Raw genomic sequence first — 15,790 nt, 5'->3', positions numbered from 1 at the left:
GTTTATGACTTTTAAGTTTAGTTTATATAGATTGTTTTGAATAAAGAGTATCTTGCGTAATCTGATCGATAGTCGCACAGCCCATCAACGCCATGGTAACTTCAAATTCTTCAATTAACAGCTTAAGAATATGTGCCACACCCAATGCGCCAGCAATTGATAAGCCATATAACTGCGGTCGACCAATTAAGACGCTGTCTGCGCCCAAGGCCAATGCTTTGAAAATATCTGAACCACGTCGAATTCCACTGTCAAATAACACCGTAAAATCATCTCCAACCGTCGCTCGAATATCGGCAAGCACATCAATTGCTGCAGGCACACTATCAAGCGTTCGACCACCATGGTTAGAAACCACAATGCCTGCAACACCCAGCTCTTTTGCTATTTTGGCGTCTTCACTATGCGTGATGCCCTTTAAGATAACAGGCAAACTTGTTTGAGTTTGTATCCACTGAATATCTTGCCAGGTCGGCGCATCCCGCATTATTCCATTTAAGATTATGCTCTGATCTGCTTCAATACTCATAAGCGGTGGACGTTGGTAATTAACCAGATTCGCTTCCATGCCAGCGGGTAAAGCAAACCCCGCACGCTGCACCCTATTTCTAAGCCCATTTATTGCGGCATCTACTGTCACAACGATGGCACCATAACCTGCATTTTCAGCACGCTGAATTAGTGACAAAGTGGCGTCTCGGGACTCCTGAAAGTACAGTTGAAACCACTTTTCGCCTTGCAAAGCATCAGCGACATCTTCCATTGGAACCGACGATAAAGTGCTGCCGATAAAGCCAAGGTCTAAAACATTAGCGGCTTCGGCAGTGGCAATTTCGCCTTTAGGATGTACTAACTTTTGATGCGCTACCGGTGCAAGCATAATAGGGTATTTAACCGTTTTGCCCAATACTTCGGTGCGTGTAGAAGCGGCAGAAAAATCAGCAAGTACACGCCTGTTTAACAAAATGCTATCGAAGGCATTTCGATTGTTCTTAAGGCTAATATCATCCGCCGAGCCACCTGCAATATATTCATAGACTGGATGCGGAATAAAGTCCGCAAACAAGCTTTCGTAGTCTTGAACGCTTACTAGATTAGCTGGAATGGATTCTAATTTTTTCTTCACTTTAATCAGTTTTCACGAGTTAGTTTAAGCGCTCATTATTCTTCATACTAAAAAACAGAAGACCAGTTATAAACCAGCCCCCTGTTCGGGGTTAAACTCTTTTTGAACAATAAAACTAGCGATTAAAATTCATAATCGAAAGTCAGTGTTGCATTACGCGCATCGCCTTTATACAACAAAGCGCCACTACGGTAACCGGCAGTGTAGTAATCTTCATCAAATAGGTTGTTCACATTTAAACGCAGACCCATGTTCTTGTTGATGTTGTATCGAGCAAAGGCATTAACAACTGTTGAACTAGGTATTACGTATGATGAGTCAGTTCCTGTATCCGGCTGACCAGCTATCATTTTACCTGTGTATTTAACGCCACCACCCAAGGTTAGCTTTGGTGTTGTCTTGTGCGCCACTTGTAAAAATAAGCTTTTTTCAGCAAAGTTAGCTAATGCCAAGCCTTCACTGTCTGGGTTAACGCCAGATTTCAGCACTTCTGAATACATCACTGCCGCACCAAATTGCGTACTTAATTTTTCAGTGATGTTTCCTACTGCTGATACCTCAATACCTGTCACACGGTTTTCACCATCATTGAATAAGCTCTCACCTGCGTCATAGTCAGATTCACTCGCACTTTCCATAACATTCGTTTTGGCTATTTCAAATGCTGAGGCTGTGAGTAACAATTTGTCATCCATCACATTCCATTTAGTGCCCAGCTCTATGTTGCGGGTGTTTTCTGGCTCACTGTTTTTGATAGAGTTGATTGAGCTACACACACCGCCATAACCACAACCTGATGTATCTGACTCACCACCATTGATGTTACTAGAGGTACTAAAGGTTAAGTAAGCATTGCCCTTATCGTTAAAATTATAGACCGCACCAATGTGTCCATTGAATAATGTATCTGAATACGAATAGCGATCTGGATCTGTTGCGCCACGACCTAGCAAATCATTTCGATAATCAAAGTCATCAACACGAGCGCCTAAGAATATTGACCATTTGTCATTAAAGGTAATGGTGTCCATCAATGACAGTGACAATGTTTCTACCGAATAATCAGTGTCGTATGAGCCTTTTGTAACGTCTCTATCTAAAAATCCACCAATATTATCAACAACACTACCATCTGCGTTGGTTAAACAATAACTGTCAGAAGCTCCGCCTCTGCCATTGGTTACACAATTGCTGACGCCATTGTTAGTCAGATTATAAGTACCATTTTTTACATTCATGTCTGAATATTCAAAACCGACGACAAACTGATGTTTTGTGTTGCCTAGCTCTTTATCAATATACAAATTGGTTTGATTCACTAAATAGTCAACATCCTGCCAACCCTGATGTGAACTTAGTGTAATTGTGTCTGCGCCAGGTGCCGCTGGATCAGAATCGGCACGGCTTGTTCCTCGGGCACTGGTTGTGACATAACCATTGTCTGTCTCACCGTAACGCAGGGTATTCTTAAGGCGTACATCAGCGTTAAAGTCATAGCTTGTTCCAAACGTCAGTGTCTTTACTTCAGAATTTAAGAAATCACTGTCTTGAACATAAACGGGGATATCATCATTAGGCTTGCCAGTCACAGAATCTAAATAGCTACCCATATCAGGCGTATCTTCTGCCTTGAGGTAATAGAAATCTGTGGTGAAATTAAGCTTTTTAGTCGCACGGAAAGCACCAGATAAAGCAACACCTGTTCGCTCTTTATCTGCAGGCGAACGATCTGGGATATCTTTACCTGAATATAATAAATTAGCGCGAACGGCAACATCATCATTCACCTTTTTATTACTGTCTAAGGTGATACGTTTATAAGCATCTGTACCAAGACCTACCTGAAGCTCATTGAAGTTATATTCTGTGCTTGCCTGCTTGGTTACGCTGTTGATAGCGCCACCGGTTGAACCACGACCCGCAAACGTAGAGCTTGGGCCTTTGGTGATTTCAATTTGCTCTGTGGCAAAGCTTTCACGAGTTGTCATGCCAGGATCACGTACACCATCAACAAACACATCACTACGTGCTTCATGACCACGAATAATATATCTGTCACCGAATGCATTACCGTTTTCACCCGTACCTAGCGTGATACCAGGCTGAGCTTCTAAAATATCTCTTAAGTCAGAAAGTCCAGAATCTTCGATTTGTGTTTGCGTAAGTACCGTAATATTTTGTGGTGTATCAGCCAAGTCTTTTACATGACGGTCATCACCAGAAATTCTTGCTTTATAAGGTGCGCCAACTTCTTCATAAGGATTTTCACGCTGATCTTTTTCTTCAACCTGAATCACTTCTAATTCGTCGATACTCTCAGCAGCTGTTACCGCAGTTGCGCTCATCAAAACAGCGGCAGCTGTTGCAGTAAGCATAATGGTGTTAGTTGACGGAGTAATGATAGGGTTTCTCAGACTTAAAGCAGTCTGTTTTTTGATATCATTTTTCATAGTTTTTTTCATAAGTACTAGGCTCTAAAAATATTAGTAAAAATGTGTGCCTAATAATTTCTTGCCTGATATGAAAAATATCTAGAAACGTTGGGTGTACATGGGAATGGGAATGATAATGATTATCATTTAACTTCTGGTTCAAGTCAACTTTAGATCTTTAAAAAAATGATAAATAGTGAAAAACATTCTCAAAAAATTAAATGTGACAGATATAGAATCAACGCCAACCGCCGATATCCATAGCTTTAACAGCCTGTGCATTAAATCTACCCAAGCTAGATAAATTCAAAGCGTCTGTTTTAAATTTTCCCCATTTCTGTAAACGAGAATCTGCCGGGACGCCAGGTTTTACAGGATATTCTCCATTAACCGTTGAATACCAACCTTGAACCACATCTTCAAGCATATATTCTAAAAGCTTAATGGCATTGGCTTTATGTTTAGTGGCTGCCGTTACCGCAGCGCCGCTGATATTGATATGCGCTCCTCGATCTTTCTGGTTCGGCCAAAAGATACCAACTTGTTCTGCTGCACCTTTTAAACGTTTATCACCACCGAATAACATCTGCGCATAATAATAGGTATTCGCAATCGCTATATCACATACTCCTGATGCTACTGCTTTAATCTGATCTCGATCTCCACCTTGTGGTTTTCTAGAGAAGTTACTCACAAGTCCCTTCACCCATTTTTCTGCAAAAGGCATTCCTTTAGCCGCAATCATTGAAGCCACTAAAGATTGATTGTAAATACTGTCTGATGAACGCACACAAATACGCCCTTTCCATTTAGGATCTGCTAAATCTTCATAGCTTGATAATTGATTGGGATTAATCGTACTTTTTTTATAAAAAATCACCCGTGATCTATACGTCAAACCAAACCAGGTATTTTCAGGATCGCGTAAATTAGCCGGAATACTACGAAATAAAATAGAAGACTTAATAGGCTGAAGAATCTTTGCTTGTTTAGCTCGTGACAGTCTTCCTGCATCTGCCGTTAATAAAACATCTGCCGGCGTATTTGGCCCTTCACGCCTTATTCTTTCAATCAAAGCATCATCTTTACCAGTAACCAGATTAACCTTAATCCCGGTATCTTTAGTAAACGCTTTTAAAACCGGTTGTATTAGTTGTGACTGTCTAGATGAGTAGATATTCACGACATTTTCATTATTCGCAGAAACGTGCCCTGCTCCCAACACTAAAAACAAAATCAACAAAACGCGCATACTACTCCCCTTACCTTTTCATCAGATCGACTCGTGTGAATTCATCAACACACTTTCGCTAAAATTTAATTAAATTACTTTAAAGTATTGCAAATGATAATCATTCTCTTCTAGAATACAAGTTTTTCTTGTTACGGTTTACGAAAATGATCGAGTTTCTTAAAGTTAATCTGGATTATGGTATTTTTGGAATACTAGGTCTGATGAGTGTCATCATTGTGTGGTTTGCACTCGAACGCTGGATTTACTACATCCGTGTTAAAACACATACCTTCGATATCGAAGAAGATCTACAGATATCCTTAACGCGCGGTCTTACCACCATCTCCTCTATTGGCGTAAATGCTCCTTATATCGGCTTGTTAGGAACAGTACTCGGCATTTTGATCACATTTAACGACTTGGGGAAAGGTGGAGAGATCGATACCAGCGCAATTATGCTTGGCTTATCACTCGCGCTAAAAGCGACTGCTGGCGGTTTGTTAGTGGCCATTCCAGCGATCATGATTTACAACGCTTTGTTAAGAAAAGTAGACATTATTACGACACGCTGGAAAAAAGAAAACCACCAACAGTCTTGTTTAGTGGATAGCACCAGAGCAAATAGAACTGGAGATGCAAAGAATGCGTCGGTTTGAATCCATTAATGTCATTCCATTTATCGATATTATGTTGGTACTTCTTGCTATTGTCCTAACCACCGCAACGTTTGTTGTGTCTAGTAAATTGAATATTGATGTTCCAAAGTCTTCAACAAATGAAGTCGTAAATGACGATAAAGTAATCGAAATTGACATCGATAAAGATTCAATTATGTATTTTGATGACGTCGAAATACCGTCTGAACAACTCGAAGATAAACTATCTGGCATCGATAAAATGACACCGATCAATCTGCGTGTTGATCACAGTGTTGAGTTTGGCCAGTTTGTTACCGTTATTGATACATTCAAAGAACTTGAGTTAGCCAAGTTCTCCATCATCACTAAACAGAAATAAGTCCCTTGTTTACTTTCCGCTCTATTATTGGCCTCGCCTTGTCGCTTCTCGTTCACGGAGCAGCGGCTAGTTATTTCCTGCATCAGAAGACTCCGCCGCCTCCTACGGAGCCTGAAAGCATAAGCATGGAAATGACCATGTTTAAAACAGAGACTCCGGCGCCACCTGTCGTTGAACCTGTCGTTGAACCTGTCGTTGAACCTGTCGTTGAACCTGTCGTTGAACCTGTCGTTGAACCTGTCGTTGAATCTGTCGTTGAATCTGTCGTTGAACCTGTCGTTGAACCTGTCGTTGAACCTGTCGTTGAACCTGTCGTTGAACCTGTTGTTGAACCTGTTGTTGAACCTGTTGTTGAACCTGTTGTTGAACCTGTTGTTGAAACGGTCAAACCAACACCTGCTCCCCCAATTAAGAAAAAGATCATTAAAAAAGAAGTTAAGAAGAAGGTAGTTAAGAAAAAGGTAGTCAAGAAAAAGAAGGTTATCAAAAAGCAAGTCGTCAAAAAAAGACCGCCACCAAAAAAGAAGCCCGTTGTTAAAAAGAAACCTGTGGTAAAGAAAAAGGTCGTTGTTCAAAAAAAGCCAGTCGTCCAAAAGAGACCACCGTTTCGTCAGGCAGCGAAAAAAGCGCCACCTAAAAAAGTGGTTCGCAAACCAACGCCACCGCGTCAGGCACAACAACAAGCAGTTAAACAGGCTACCAATCAACGCCCATCACAAGCTTCTGCATCAGCGAACCCTAACCTCGAGAAAAGCTATCAGAGAACAATTAGGCTTAAGATTGAAAGAAAGAAAATTTACCCAAGAAATGCCAAAAGAAGACGCGACGAAGGTGTGGTTAAAGTCTCATTTACGATCAATAAAAACGGCGGTATCTCGAACTTACGCATACATCAATCTTCGGGCGTGAAAAGTCTGGATGAAGCAGCGTTGTCTGCAGTGAAAAAAGTAGGTCGGTTCCCGCCTATTCCGGATGCTTTAAGGAAAAATTCTCTAAGCTATATCATCCCTATCGCTTATCGACTTAGGTAAATCAGCATTTCATGAAGCAAACATTTAGCTCTCATTGGCTTAACTAAAATGAATAGATAAGATTTGTTTGAATATAGCTTCAGCATTCATATTCAGAAGATAGTTAAACAAAAAAGTGCCCATAAGTAGGGGGGTGACCTATGAAGTTTGAAGCACCCCTTAATTAGACTTAAATGGTAGATAGATTGATTCAAAATTGAGCAAACTACTATATGCGCCAATTCAAATAAAGCCTTATTCCAATTCAACTTTCGCAGGTAAACCCAGTGATAAAATAGCCGCCATTAGAACAAAAGCAGCGGAAATCCACAGACATCCTACCAGACCATAGCTTTGATAAACCAAGCCCGACAATACTGTCCCTGCAAGACGACCACCCGCATTGGCCATATAGTAAAAACCTACATTCATCGAAACTTTGTCGTTATCTGAATAAGCAAGAATCAGGTAAGAATGCACGGCAGAATTAATCGCAAACGCGACACCGAAAACCAGCAGACCAATAACCACTATCCACGTTACATTACCGAGATTATCCGCATTGAACGGAGAAAAAGATGAGCTCATTGCCAATGCTATTGCCGCTGGAATTGAAGCTAAAATTAACGCTAACCATAACGCTGTTCGACCAGTTGGGTGATGCCCTTTTAATATCATCGGCGCACTTGCCTGAACAATACCGTAACCAATCACCCACAGCGCCATAAAGCCGCCGATTTTCATAAAGTCCCAATGCAGCACTTCATAAAAAAACACCGGCAAAGCGACGACAAACCAAACATCACGAGAACCAAATAGGAAGAAACGTGCCGCAGACAACCAGTTTATTGCGGCGATATTAGAGAATACCTGAGTAAATTTAGGCTTTGCTTTTGCTTTACCTATTTCATTCGGTAGCATTATCCAGGTGATGACCAAGATGATAAATAATCCACCCGCGAGTATTGCCAAAGCAACACGAAAACCGGCAATTTCGAGCAATAAAGCACCGAGAAAAAAGCCGACACCTTTGAGCGCATTTTTAGAGCCCGTTAAAATAGCGACCCATTTAAACAGCGTTGAATCTGCATCCGAAGACACGAGTGTTTTCACACTGGCTTTAGCCGACATTTTATTCAAATCTTTGGCGATGCCAGATAACGCCTGCGCTGCCATCACATAAGCTACAGATAGCCAGGCGTCGGGTACTGTCAGCATCAGCAATGCTACCACTTGCATTGCCATACCAAGATGCATCGTGACATTTAACCCTAGGCGAGCGGCCATCCAGCCACCAACCAGATTGGTGACAATGCCAAAGAACTCATAAAACAAAAATAACATCGCCACTTCAAATGGCGAATAACCGAGCATGTGAAAATACAACACTACCAACATGCGGATTGCGCCATCTGTTAGCGTAAACGCCCAGTACCCTGCCGTAACAACCAGATAGTTTTTAAGATCAGTATTCATTTTATTTGTTCTTTAAAGCGCTTTTTATAAATGACTAGCCACTTTATTCGCTATATCCATCATGCGATTCACATAGCCCCATTCATTGTCGTACCAGATTAAAACTTTAAGCTGTGTGCCATCAATAACCATTGTCGAAGGCGCATCAACAATGCCAGAGCGCGGGTCATTCTTATAATCTACCGATACCAGCGGGCGTACTTCGTAGCCCAAAATACCCTTTAATTCACCTTCTGCTGCTTCTTTGAAATAGGCATTAACTTCTTCTGCGGTGACAGCGCGAGAAGCTTCTATGACAAGATCAGTCAATGATGCGTTTAGCAATGGAACACGCACTGCCATTCCGTTCAATTTGCCTTCAAGTTCGGGGAAAATCTGAATAATGGCTTTTGCAGAACCTGATGTCGTAGGGATTAACGACTCACCGCAGGCACGCGCACGACGCAAGTCTTTATGGCCTTTATCGATAATGGTCTGCGTATTGGTTATATCGTGAATGGTCGTCATGGAGCCATGAACAATGCCGACTTTTTCATGCAAGACTTTAATCACTGGCGCGAGGCAATTGGTGGTGCAAGAAGCTGCCGTGATTAAGTCATGTTCATTCGGATCATATAAATCATCGTTAACGCCATAAACAATATTCAAAGCCCCAGTAACGGGAGCAGCAACAATGACTTTTTTAACACCCTGATCAAAGTACGCTTGTAATTGCTCTACTGTTTTGAACTTGCCCGTCGCTTCAATGACAATCTCACACCCAGACCAATCGGTATCTGCGATCGCCTGATTAGAACTATAAGCAATGGTTGATTCATTAATACTGATGCTCCCAGCATCGCTACTATCGCATTCTGGCCCCCATATTCCATGCACCGAATCGAACTTGAGCAAGTGTGCCGAGGTTGCAGCATCACAACTAATTTCGTTGATGTGAACAAAGTTAAAATTTTGATTTTCCCAGCCAGCACGAAGACCTAAACGCCCCATTCTGCCAAAACCATTAATTCCGATGCTTGTTGTCATAGTATTACTCCGTCAATAATGCATATAAAAGTGATACGTAGTATATTCGCCAAAACAGATATATGCATTAACATATATACTATTGTCATAAAAATTTAATAATTACGACTATTTACGCCAAGAGTTGTGGCTCTTTACACTATTCTTATCTCACTCTTTATTTAACGGAATGTTAAACTCTTAGCACTATGATGACTTCACAGATAACTTCACAAATAACTCCGGAAGAATTTACCAAAGCCCTTTCTGACCCTACCCGTCTGCGCGTTTTAATGTTGCTGATTGAAGTAGACGAGTTGTGTGTCTGTCAGTTAACAGAGGCACTGGATATGGTGCAACCGAAGATTTCACGACATCTTGCGGTGTTACGAGAAAAGAAAATTTTACTGGATAATCGCAAAGGACTCTGGATTTTTTATCGCCTGCATCCTGAAATGCCGACTTGGTGTCATAAGACATTACTCGCCTTGTCTTCGGGCTGTTTTGATAACGAACCCTATAAAGCGGATTTAGCAAAAATCAAAAAGACGCTTTTACCCGATGGTGCTAGTGTTTGCATTTAGAAAAATATTGCCAAAAGTAGGGGGGTGTCTTAAACCACGCTAATACAGGCTAAAACGTCCCAATACACGAAATATAAGGAGCGAGATATTATGGAGAGTTTAGATGACTTCATCAACGCAAGCCTAGTTGCTGCAGATTCTTCAAAGCCAATAAAGGCGTTGACAGAATTACTGGAAAAGACGGTAAGCAAGCCTGCTTGGTTCGCCGACATTCTGCCAGTAACAGATGATGACGAAATACTGCTACACGCGTCAAACGAGCTGACTATCTATTCCATCAAACTAACCCCTGGATTACAGTTTCCTCCCCACTCTCATGAAATGCCGGTAATCATTGGTTTTTACCAAGGTTGTGAAACGAATCTGATCTATAAGAAACAGCCAAATGGTAAATTGCTTCAAACTGAGCGCATTGATTTCGAAGCACCGTGTGTAGGGCAACTGGATACAAACGTCATTCACTCTATTACCAATTATGGGCAAGCGACTTCACGGGCGATTCACTATTATCTAGGGGATTTGATTAACCAACCTCGGAGTCTATGGAATCCTGAGTCTAACGAAAGTATGCCGTTTGATAATTCAAAATATTTTGAATACGCGAAGCCTAATCTAGATTGAATACCTGATTAGTAGACCAGATTCACTCGATCATCACCCAAGGCTTTTTTCAGTAGCTTGATATCTTCGTCTGCCAATGGCGCACTGACATCAGGACCAAGGCGCAATTCTGCCTTCTCACTCTCAGTTTCGTATGAAACAAATACAGGGCAGTAGCCAGCATTGCTATCTGGATTATTGTCAGGGTTATTACTACTTTCATTCGATAACTTATTCGGCAAAAGCTCGTCCAACTTATCCAGTAAACCATTCGCTGTCTGACTCTTATCGATATTCAGATTTAAACGCCTGAGGAATAGATTACGCGCACCTTCGATATCGTGCAGTTCATTCGCATAAAAGCGTACGTCACTTGTTCCATAAATGGTATTTAACGTACCTTCAATAACAAGCAACTCATCTTTTACGAGAAGATGTTCAAACTTCTCAATATTCTTATCAAAAAGACGGAATTCATAATAACCCGTTTTATCTTCTAAAAGAATATTCGCCATCTTACCTCGATCAGTAGTCCTGATCCCCACACCTGAAATAAGACCAACAAGAGTAATCGGCTTTTTCTGATATCTTTCAGTGCCATTATCTTCATTCATTTGCTTTAAAGTTTTAGAACGAAGTTGCTCCACTTCTTCCTCATAAGCGTTGATTGGATGGCCTGACATATACAAACCAAGCGCATCTTTTTCCAGTTTTAGACGGTATTTATCATCCCATTCTTCTAAATGTGGCGTAACTTTTTCATCGTGTGAAACGGCAACTGAACCGCCGAATAAATCGTTTTGTCCAACATCTTCATCACGATGCTGTTGATTGGCCATGCGCACGATTTCAGGTAAACCTTCCAGCAAACTATTACGGTTTGTACCAAGCTTATCGAATGCTCCACCGCGAATTAGTGTTTCTAAAATACGTTTTGAGATCTTTCTCGATTTAACTCGCTGACACATTTCAGCCATCGATTTAAATGGACCATTTTTATCTCGTTCTTCAATAATCTCGGCAATCGCACTTTCACCTGCACCTTTAATGGCACCTAAACCGAAAATAACATTGCCTTCGTCTTCACTTATAAAACGATAATGGGAACGATTAATATCTGGTGGCACGACGTCCAGTCCTAGTTGGCGACAATCGTCTACAAAAGTCACAACCTTCTCGGTGTTATCCATATCTGCCGACAATACCGCCGCCATAAATGCCGCTGGATAATGCGCTTTCAACCAAATAGTTTGATACGAAACTAATGCATAAGCAGCCGAGTGAGATTTGTTGAAACCATACTCAGCGAATAACTCCATCAAATCGAATATTTCTGTCGCGTTGTCTGGCTCAACGTTATTTTTGGCAGAACCTTCCATGAAGATTTCACGCTGTTTAGCCATTTCCTCGGGCTTCTTCTTACCCATCGCACGACGTAACATGTCAGCGCCACCGAGCGAGTAGCCCGCTAGCACCTGCGCGATCTGCATTACCTGTTCCTGGTATACGATTACGCCGTAAGTTGTGTTCAGAAGCGGCTCTAAATCAGGATGTTGATAGGTAACTTTCTGGTCACCTTTTTTACGCGCGACGAAGTCATCTACCATGCCCGACTGCAATGGACCGGGACGATACAACGCCACCAAAGCGATGATATCTTCAAAAACGTCTGGCTGAAGTCGCTTTATAAGCTCCTTCATACCGTGTGATTCCAGCTGGAATACCGCAGTTGTTTTTGCCGCACGCAATAAATCAAATGATGCCTGATCATCCAGTGGAATATCTTCTATGCGAATCGGTGCTTCGCCTTTCTTCTCTTTAAGAGTATTAATACTCTTTACTGCCCAGTCGATGATTGTCAGGTTTCTTAAACCCAGGAAGTCGAACTTAACCAAGCCCACCGCTTCGACGTCATCTTTATCGAATTGCGAAACAATGCTTCCGCCTTCTTCACAATACAACGGGGTAAAATCAACCAGACTACTTGGCGAGATTAAAACACCACCCGCATGTTTACCCGCGTTTCGGGTTAAACCTTCGAGTTTTAAAGCCAGATCCATCAGAGCTTTAACTTCTTCATCCTGTTCGTACAGATCTTTTAAGTCTGGCTCTTGATCCATCGCTTTGGTAAGCGTCATCTTCATTTCGAATGGAATCAATTTGGCGATGCGATCGACAAAACCATAAGGATGATTCAGGATTCGACCACAATCACGCACCACCGCTTTTGCCGCCATCGAACCATAGGTAATGATTTGCGATACTTTATCGCGACCATATTTTTCGGCCACATATTCAATCGTCTTTTCGCGTTTATCCATGCAGAAGTCGATATCAAAATCGGGCATCGAGACACGTTCAGGGTTCAAGAAGCGCTCGAACAGCAAATCATATAAAAGTGGATCAATATCTGTAATTTTTAAGGCATAAGCGACAAGTGAGCCCGCACCCGAACCACGACCCGGACCTACAGGAATATCATTATCTTTAGACCATTGAATAAAGTCCGCAACGATTAAGAAATAACCCGGGAACCCCATACCGTTGATAACATCTAGCTCAATTTGTAGACGCTCATCATAAGGTTTACGTTTTTCGGCAAACTCTTCGGCGTTATTTAATACGCTTTCATCAAATATATGGGGCCAGCGTTCCTCTAAACCTTTTACTGATTCTTGGGCGAAAAATTCACCTTCAGTCATTCCCTCAGGAATCGGGAATGCAGGTAAATAGTTTTTACCTAAAGTGAGTTCCACATTACAGCGCTTGGCGATTTCAATGGTGTTTTCCAGCGCTTCAGGAATGTCAGAAAACAACTCTTCCATTTCAGCCGCACTTCGAAGGTATTGCTGATCGCTATAGTGTTTCGGGCGTGTATTATCGTCTAAGGTATAACCGCTGTTGATACACACACGTGCTTCGTGCGCTTCAAAATCATCCTGAGTCAGAAAACGCGCATCATTAGTAGCGACCACAGGAAGTTCATTTTCAGCAGCAAGCTCTACAGCAGCGTGCAAATATTCATCTTCGCCTGCCCTGCCCGTGCGTTGTAATTCCACATAATAGCGATCAGGAAAAACACTTTTCCAATCATTTACAAGCTTCTGTGCAAGTTCTTTATTACCCGCTAATAGTGCATGCCCTACATCGCCCTGACGACCGCCTGAAAGCATAATAACGCCGTCGCTGGTTTCTTTAATCCAGTCGCGTTGCACCCTTGGTACGCCGAGTTTCTGGCCTTCCATATAGGCACGGGAAATCAGCTTCGTTACATTTTTATAACCCGCGTCGTTCTGGCAGAGCAAGATCATGTGATAAGTCAGATTATCGTCTTCTTCATCGACAAGCATCACATCCACACCGAAAATTGGCTTAATTCCAGCGCCACGTGCCGCACGGTAAAACTTAACCATGCCGAACAGGTTATTCTGATCCGTCATCGCCACCGCAGGCATACCGCCCTCTTCCACGACGGGCATCAACTGTTTGATGCGAATGGTACTATCGACTAGTGAATATTCGGTGTGTAAACGAAGGTGGACAAAGGACATTAAATAACTATACCAGCAAAAAAAGGGCTATAAGTAGGGGGGTGTGTTTAGGAGGACAGTATATCTAATTTGAAGTTATTTTAGGATATTAAAATATACCCCTTCACAACTTTTTAGTATTTCTACCATTAACTTTGTAGATGCCTTTTATCTGCTCACAATAACCCACTGTATATAGGCAGATATGCTACGCATAAGATATTTGTATATTACCCATGTAACAGTAGCCTTTTTACGAGAATGAATTTTGTAAGAAAGTTTGAAGTCCTAACTCAAAGATAATGATCCAGGAAAAATAATGAATTATAACTTACTTATTTCTAGAATCAGTTTGCTTACAGCAACATCCATATTACTGATTGCTTGTGGCGGCGGAGATAGCACATCAACATCAACAACAGCTAATACCCCACACCCGAAATTCTCTCGCCTCTTAGCAAAGACATCGAGCCTCTTTCAACCTGTTGGCGAAATCCAGGACACCACACCAACTTTCAAGTGGAAGAAAACGACAGGAGCCATCAATTATCTATTCGGTCATGAAGATACAGATACCGAAATGCGTTGGGAAGAATATAAAGTATCTGCAAAAGAAGCGAATTGCGAAACAGCTGATATTTGTAGCTATACTCCCAATGACATTGAGTTTGCGATTGGTGATGAAAAGGTTTGGTGGGTCAGAGCAGAGACATCAGCAGGTTGGCAAGCCTGGTCTGATGCTTATGTTTTCACAGTAACCGATGGTTTAATTACTCTACCCTCTTCTCAACCAGTAAGTCCGAAAGGAATTATAAACACTACTTCTCCAACTTTTAAATGGACCCCTGGAAATGGTGCAACTCACTATGAATTTGGTATGGAAAAATATGATGAATCTGACTGGATAAGCTACACGATTTCAACAGATCAAGCTAATTGTCAATCTACAGAGTGTACCTACACCCCTAATCCTTCGACTTTAAGTAATGGGGACAATAAAACATGGTGGGTAAGAGAAAAGGTAGCAGGTATCTGGCAAAACTGGAGTGAAGGATCTATTTTTTCTATTGAGGAAAATTCTCCTTACACGCCTTTTGAAAATATCCAAAATATTACTAGTGTCGTTAATTTAAATGGCAAATGGTACGGAATTTTAGACACTGAAATATTAGAAGATGATGGGGCAGATAACATAACGACTATTTACACTAGCCAATATGGGTTTGATTCATCTTTGAGTAGTGCGATAGCAGGAAAGTTATATTTTGTTACCATTCAAAATCCTTCAACTCAAATCGGCGATGTATACGGCCCAGATAGAGTAGAGGAACTTCATTCTCTCTCCATAGATTCGATGCAAGATGAAATGATTTTTGCTGACGGTAATATAAAGATTGTTGAAGGTTCAATGAGGGACTTCTTATTGGTTTCGAAAAATCTTATCCCTTATGACTTTTCTGAAGCAATAACTACCGATATTATGTATTACAAAATCGATAGTGACGCAAACGTAATATATGTAGGCCAAACTCCTTACCGAGCTTATAGCTCCTCTGATTTCAACAATTCTCTATCTATAAGTTCAGTGGATATTGCTAACAATGTAATTCACGTGGATATATTAACTAGCCCAACAATCACTCGTAAAATAATAACCGATACTATTAATGTCGGTTTAGAAGATGAATGAGTAGTTAATCAACGTAAAAACTAAAAAAGGCGCTTATAAAGCGCCTTTTTTAGTTTTATTAAACGTGTAAAGGGACAAGAAATACA

The 15,790-nt window shown here is 41.3% G+C and carries 12 protein-coding genes; 6 read left to right on the top strand and 6 right to left on the bottom strand.

Annotated elements, in window-relative coordinates:
- Positions 1 to 22: 22 nt before the first annotated feature.
- The 3 genes from Q1A31_RS04930 to Q1A31_RS04920 all read right to left on the bottom strand — a co-directional run bounded on the left by Q1A31_RS04930 (position 23) and on the right by Q1A31_RS04920 (position 4,810).
- Positions 23 to 1,126 carry an alpha-hydroxy acid oxidase gene (locus tag Q1A31_RS04930; RefSeq protein WP_299873198.1) on the bottom strand — a complete coding sequence of 368 codons (1,104 nt, stop codon included), beginning with the start codon at positions 1,124 to 1,126 and terminating at the stop codon, positions 23 to 25.
- 122 nt (positions 1,127 to 1,248) lie between these two features.
- A complete protein-coding gene (locus Q1A31_RS04925; RefSeq protein ID WP_299873195.1) occupies positions 1,249 to 3,576 on the bottom strand; it encodes a TonB-dependent siderophore receptor in 2,328 nt (775 codons plus the stop codon).
- Positions 3,577 to 3,796: 220 nt separating this feature from the next.
- A complete protein-coding gene (locus tag Q1A31_RS04920; protein WP_299873193.1) occupies positions 3,797 to 4,810 on the bottom strand; it encodes a Fe(3+) ABC transporter substrate-binding protein in 1,014 nt (337 codons plus the stop codon).
- 146 nt (positions 4,811 to 4,956) lie between these two features.
- Between Q1A31_RS04920 and exbB the strand changes: the two genes are divergently transcribed.
- Genes exbB through Q1A31_RS04905 form a run of 3 tightly spaced genes read left to right on the top strand, consistent with a single transcriptional unit; the run spans position 4,957 to position 6,840 of the window.
- Positions 4,957 to 5,448 (top strand): TonB-system energizer ExbB, encoded by a 492-nt coding sequence (gene exbB / locus Q1A31_RS04915; RefSeq protein WP_366942974.1) that lies wholly within the window; start codon positions 4,957 to 4,959, stop codon positions 5,446 to 5,448.
- Positions 5,435 to 5,809, top strand: a complete 375-nt coding sequence (locus Q1A31_RS04910) for a biopolymer transporter ExbD (RefSeq protein ID WP_299873190.1) — start codon at positions 5,435 to 5,437, stop codon at positions 5,807 to 5,809. The genes exbB and Q1A31_RS04910 overlap by 14 nt, the downstream gene beginning before the upstream one ends.
- 5 nt (positions 5,810 to 5,814) lie before the next feature.
- A complete protein-coding gene (locus Q1A31_RS04905; protein ID WP_299873188.1) occupies positions 5,815 to 6,840 on the top strand; it encodes an energy transducer TonB in 1,026 nt (341 codons plus the stop codon).
- A gap of 234 nt (positions 6,841 to 7,074) precedes the next feature.
- Here Q1A31_RS04905 and arsJ read toward each other — a convergent pair whose 3' ends face one another.
- Both arsJ and Q1A31_RS04895 read right to left on the bottom strand, forming a co-directional pair.
- Positions 7,075 to 8,295 (bottom strand): organoarsenical effux MFS transporter ArsJ, encoded by a 1,221-nt coding sequence (gene arsJ, locus Q1A31_RS04900; protein WP_299873185.1) that lies wholly within the window; start codon positions 8,293 to 8,295, stop codon positions 7,075 to 7,077.
- A gap of 24 nt (positions 8,296 to 8,319) precedes the next feature.
- Entirely contained in the window at positions 8,320 to 9,321 is a 1,002-nt protein-coding gene (locus Q1A31_RS04895; protein ID WP_299873182.1) for an ArsJ-associated glyceraldehyde-3-phosphate dehydrogenase, read from the bottom strand.
- Positions 9,322 to 9,509: 188 nt separating this feature from the next.
- On the opposite strand from Q1A31_RS04895, the gene Q1A31_RS04890 reads away from it, so the two are divergent.
- Positions 9,510 to 9,884: a metalloregulator ArsR/SmtB family transcription factor gene (locus Q1A31_RS04890; protein ID WP_299873179.1), complete on the top strand. Its 375-nt coding sequence runs from the start codon at positions 9,510 to 9,512 to the stop codon at positions 9,882 to 9,884.
- A gap of 90 nt (positions 9,885 to 9,974) precedes the next feature.
- Positions 9,975 to 10,505 (top strand): hypothetical protein, encoded by a 531-nt coding sequence (locus Q1A31_RS04885; RefSeq protein WP_299873176.1) that lies wholly within the window; start codon positions 9,975 to 9,977, stop codon positions 10,503 to 10,505.
- Between the two features lie 8 nt (positions 10,506 to 10,513).
- Here Q1A31_RS04885 and dnaE read toward each other — a convergent pair whose 3' ends face one another.
- Positions 10,514 to 14,035, bottom strand: coding sequence for a DNA polymerase III subunit alpha (gene dnaE, locus Q1A31_RS04880; protein WP_299873173.1), 3,522 nt, complete (start codon positions 14,033 to 14,035; stop codon positions 10,514 to 10,516).
- Positions 14,036 to 14,333: 298 nt separating this feature from the next.
- Here dnaE and Q1A31_RS04875 point away from each other — a divergent pair, with 298 nt between their 5' ends.
- Complete coding sequence (locus Q1A31_RS04875; RefSeq protein WP_299873171.1) at positions 14,334 to 15,704, top strand: hypothetical protein; 1,371 nt, start codon at positions 14,334 to 14,336, stop codon at positions 15,702 to 15,704.
- Positions 15,705 to 15,790: the final 86 nt, after the last annotated feature.

The sequence above is a fragment of the uncultured Cocleimonas sp. genome, assembly GCF_947495625.1.
Lineage (GTDB): Bacteria > Pseudomonadota > Gammaproteobacteria > Thiotrichales > Thiotrichaceae > Cocleimonas.
The sequence above is the reverse complement of the archived record's forward strand: the minus strand, read 5'-3'. Positions and strand labels throughout refer to the sequence as shown.

Bases quoted from the DNA above. Each gene is read 5' to 3' on its own strand.
- Q1A31_RS04925 (WP_299873195.1), bottom strand. From the start codon at position 3,576: ATGAAAAATGATATCAAAAAACAGACTGCTTTAAGTCTGAGAAACCCT.
- Q1A31_RS04920 (WP_299873193.1), bottom strand. From the start codon at position 4,810: ATGCGCGTTTTGTTGATTTTGTTTTTAGTGTTGGGAGCAGGGCACGTT.
- exbB (WP_366942974.1), top strand. From the start codon at position 4,957: ATGATCGAGTTTCTTAAAGTTAATCTGGATTATGGTATTTTTGGAATA.
- Q1A31_RS04910 (WP_299873190.1), top strand. From the start codon at position 5,435: ATGCGTCGGTTTGAATCCATTAATGTCATTCCATTTATCGATATTATG.
- arsJ (WP_299873185.1), bottom strand. From the start codon at position 8,295: ATGAATACTGATCTTAAAAACTATCTGGTTGTTACGGCAGGGTACTGG.
- Q1A31_RS04895 (WP_299873182.1), bottom strand. From the start codon at position 9,321: ATGACAACAAGCATCGGAATTAATGGTTTTGGCAGAATGGGGCGTTTA.
- Q1A31_RS04890 (WP_299873179.1), top strand. From the start codon at position 9,510: ATGATGACTTCACAGATAACTTCACAAATAACTCCGGAAGAATTTACC.
- Q1A31_RS04885 (WP_299873176.1), top strand. From the start codon at position 9,975: ATGGAGAGTTTAGATGACTTCATCAACGCAAGCCTAGTTGCTGCAGAT.
- dnaE (WP_299873173.1), bottom strand. From the start codon at position 14,035: ATGTCCTTTGTCCACCTTCGTTTACACACCGAATATTCACTAGTCGAT.
- Q1A31_RS04875 (WP_299873171.1), top strand. From the start codon at position 14,334: ATGAATTATAACTTACTTATTTCTAGAATCAGTTTGCTTACAGCAACA.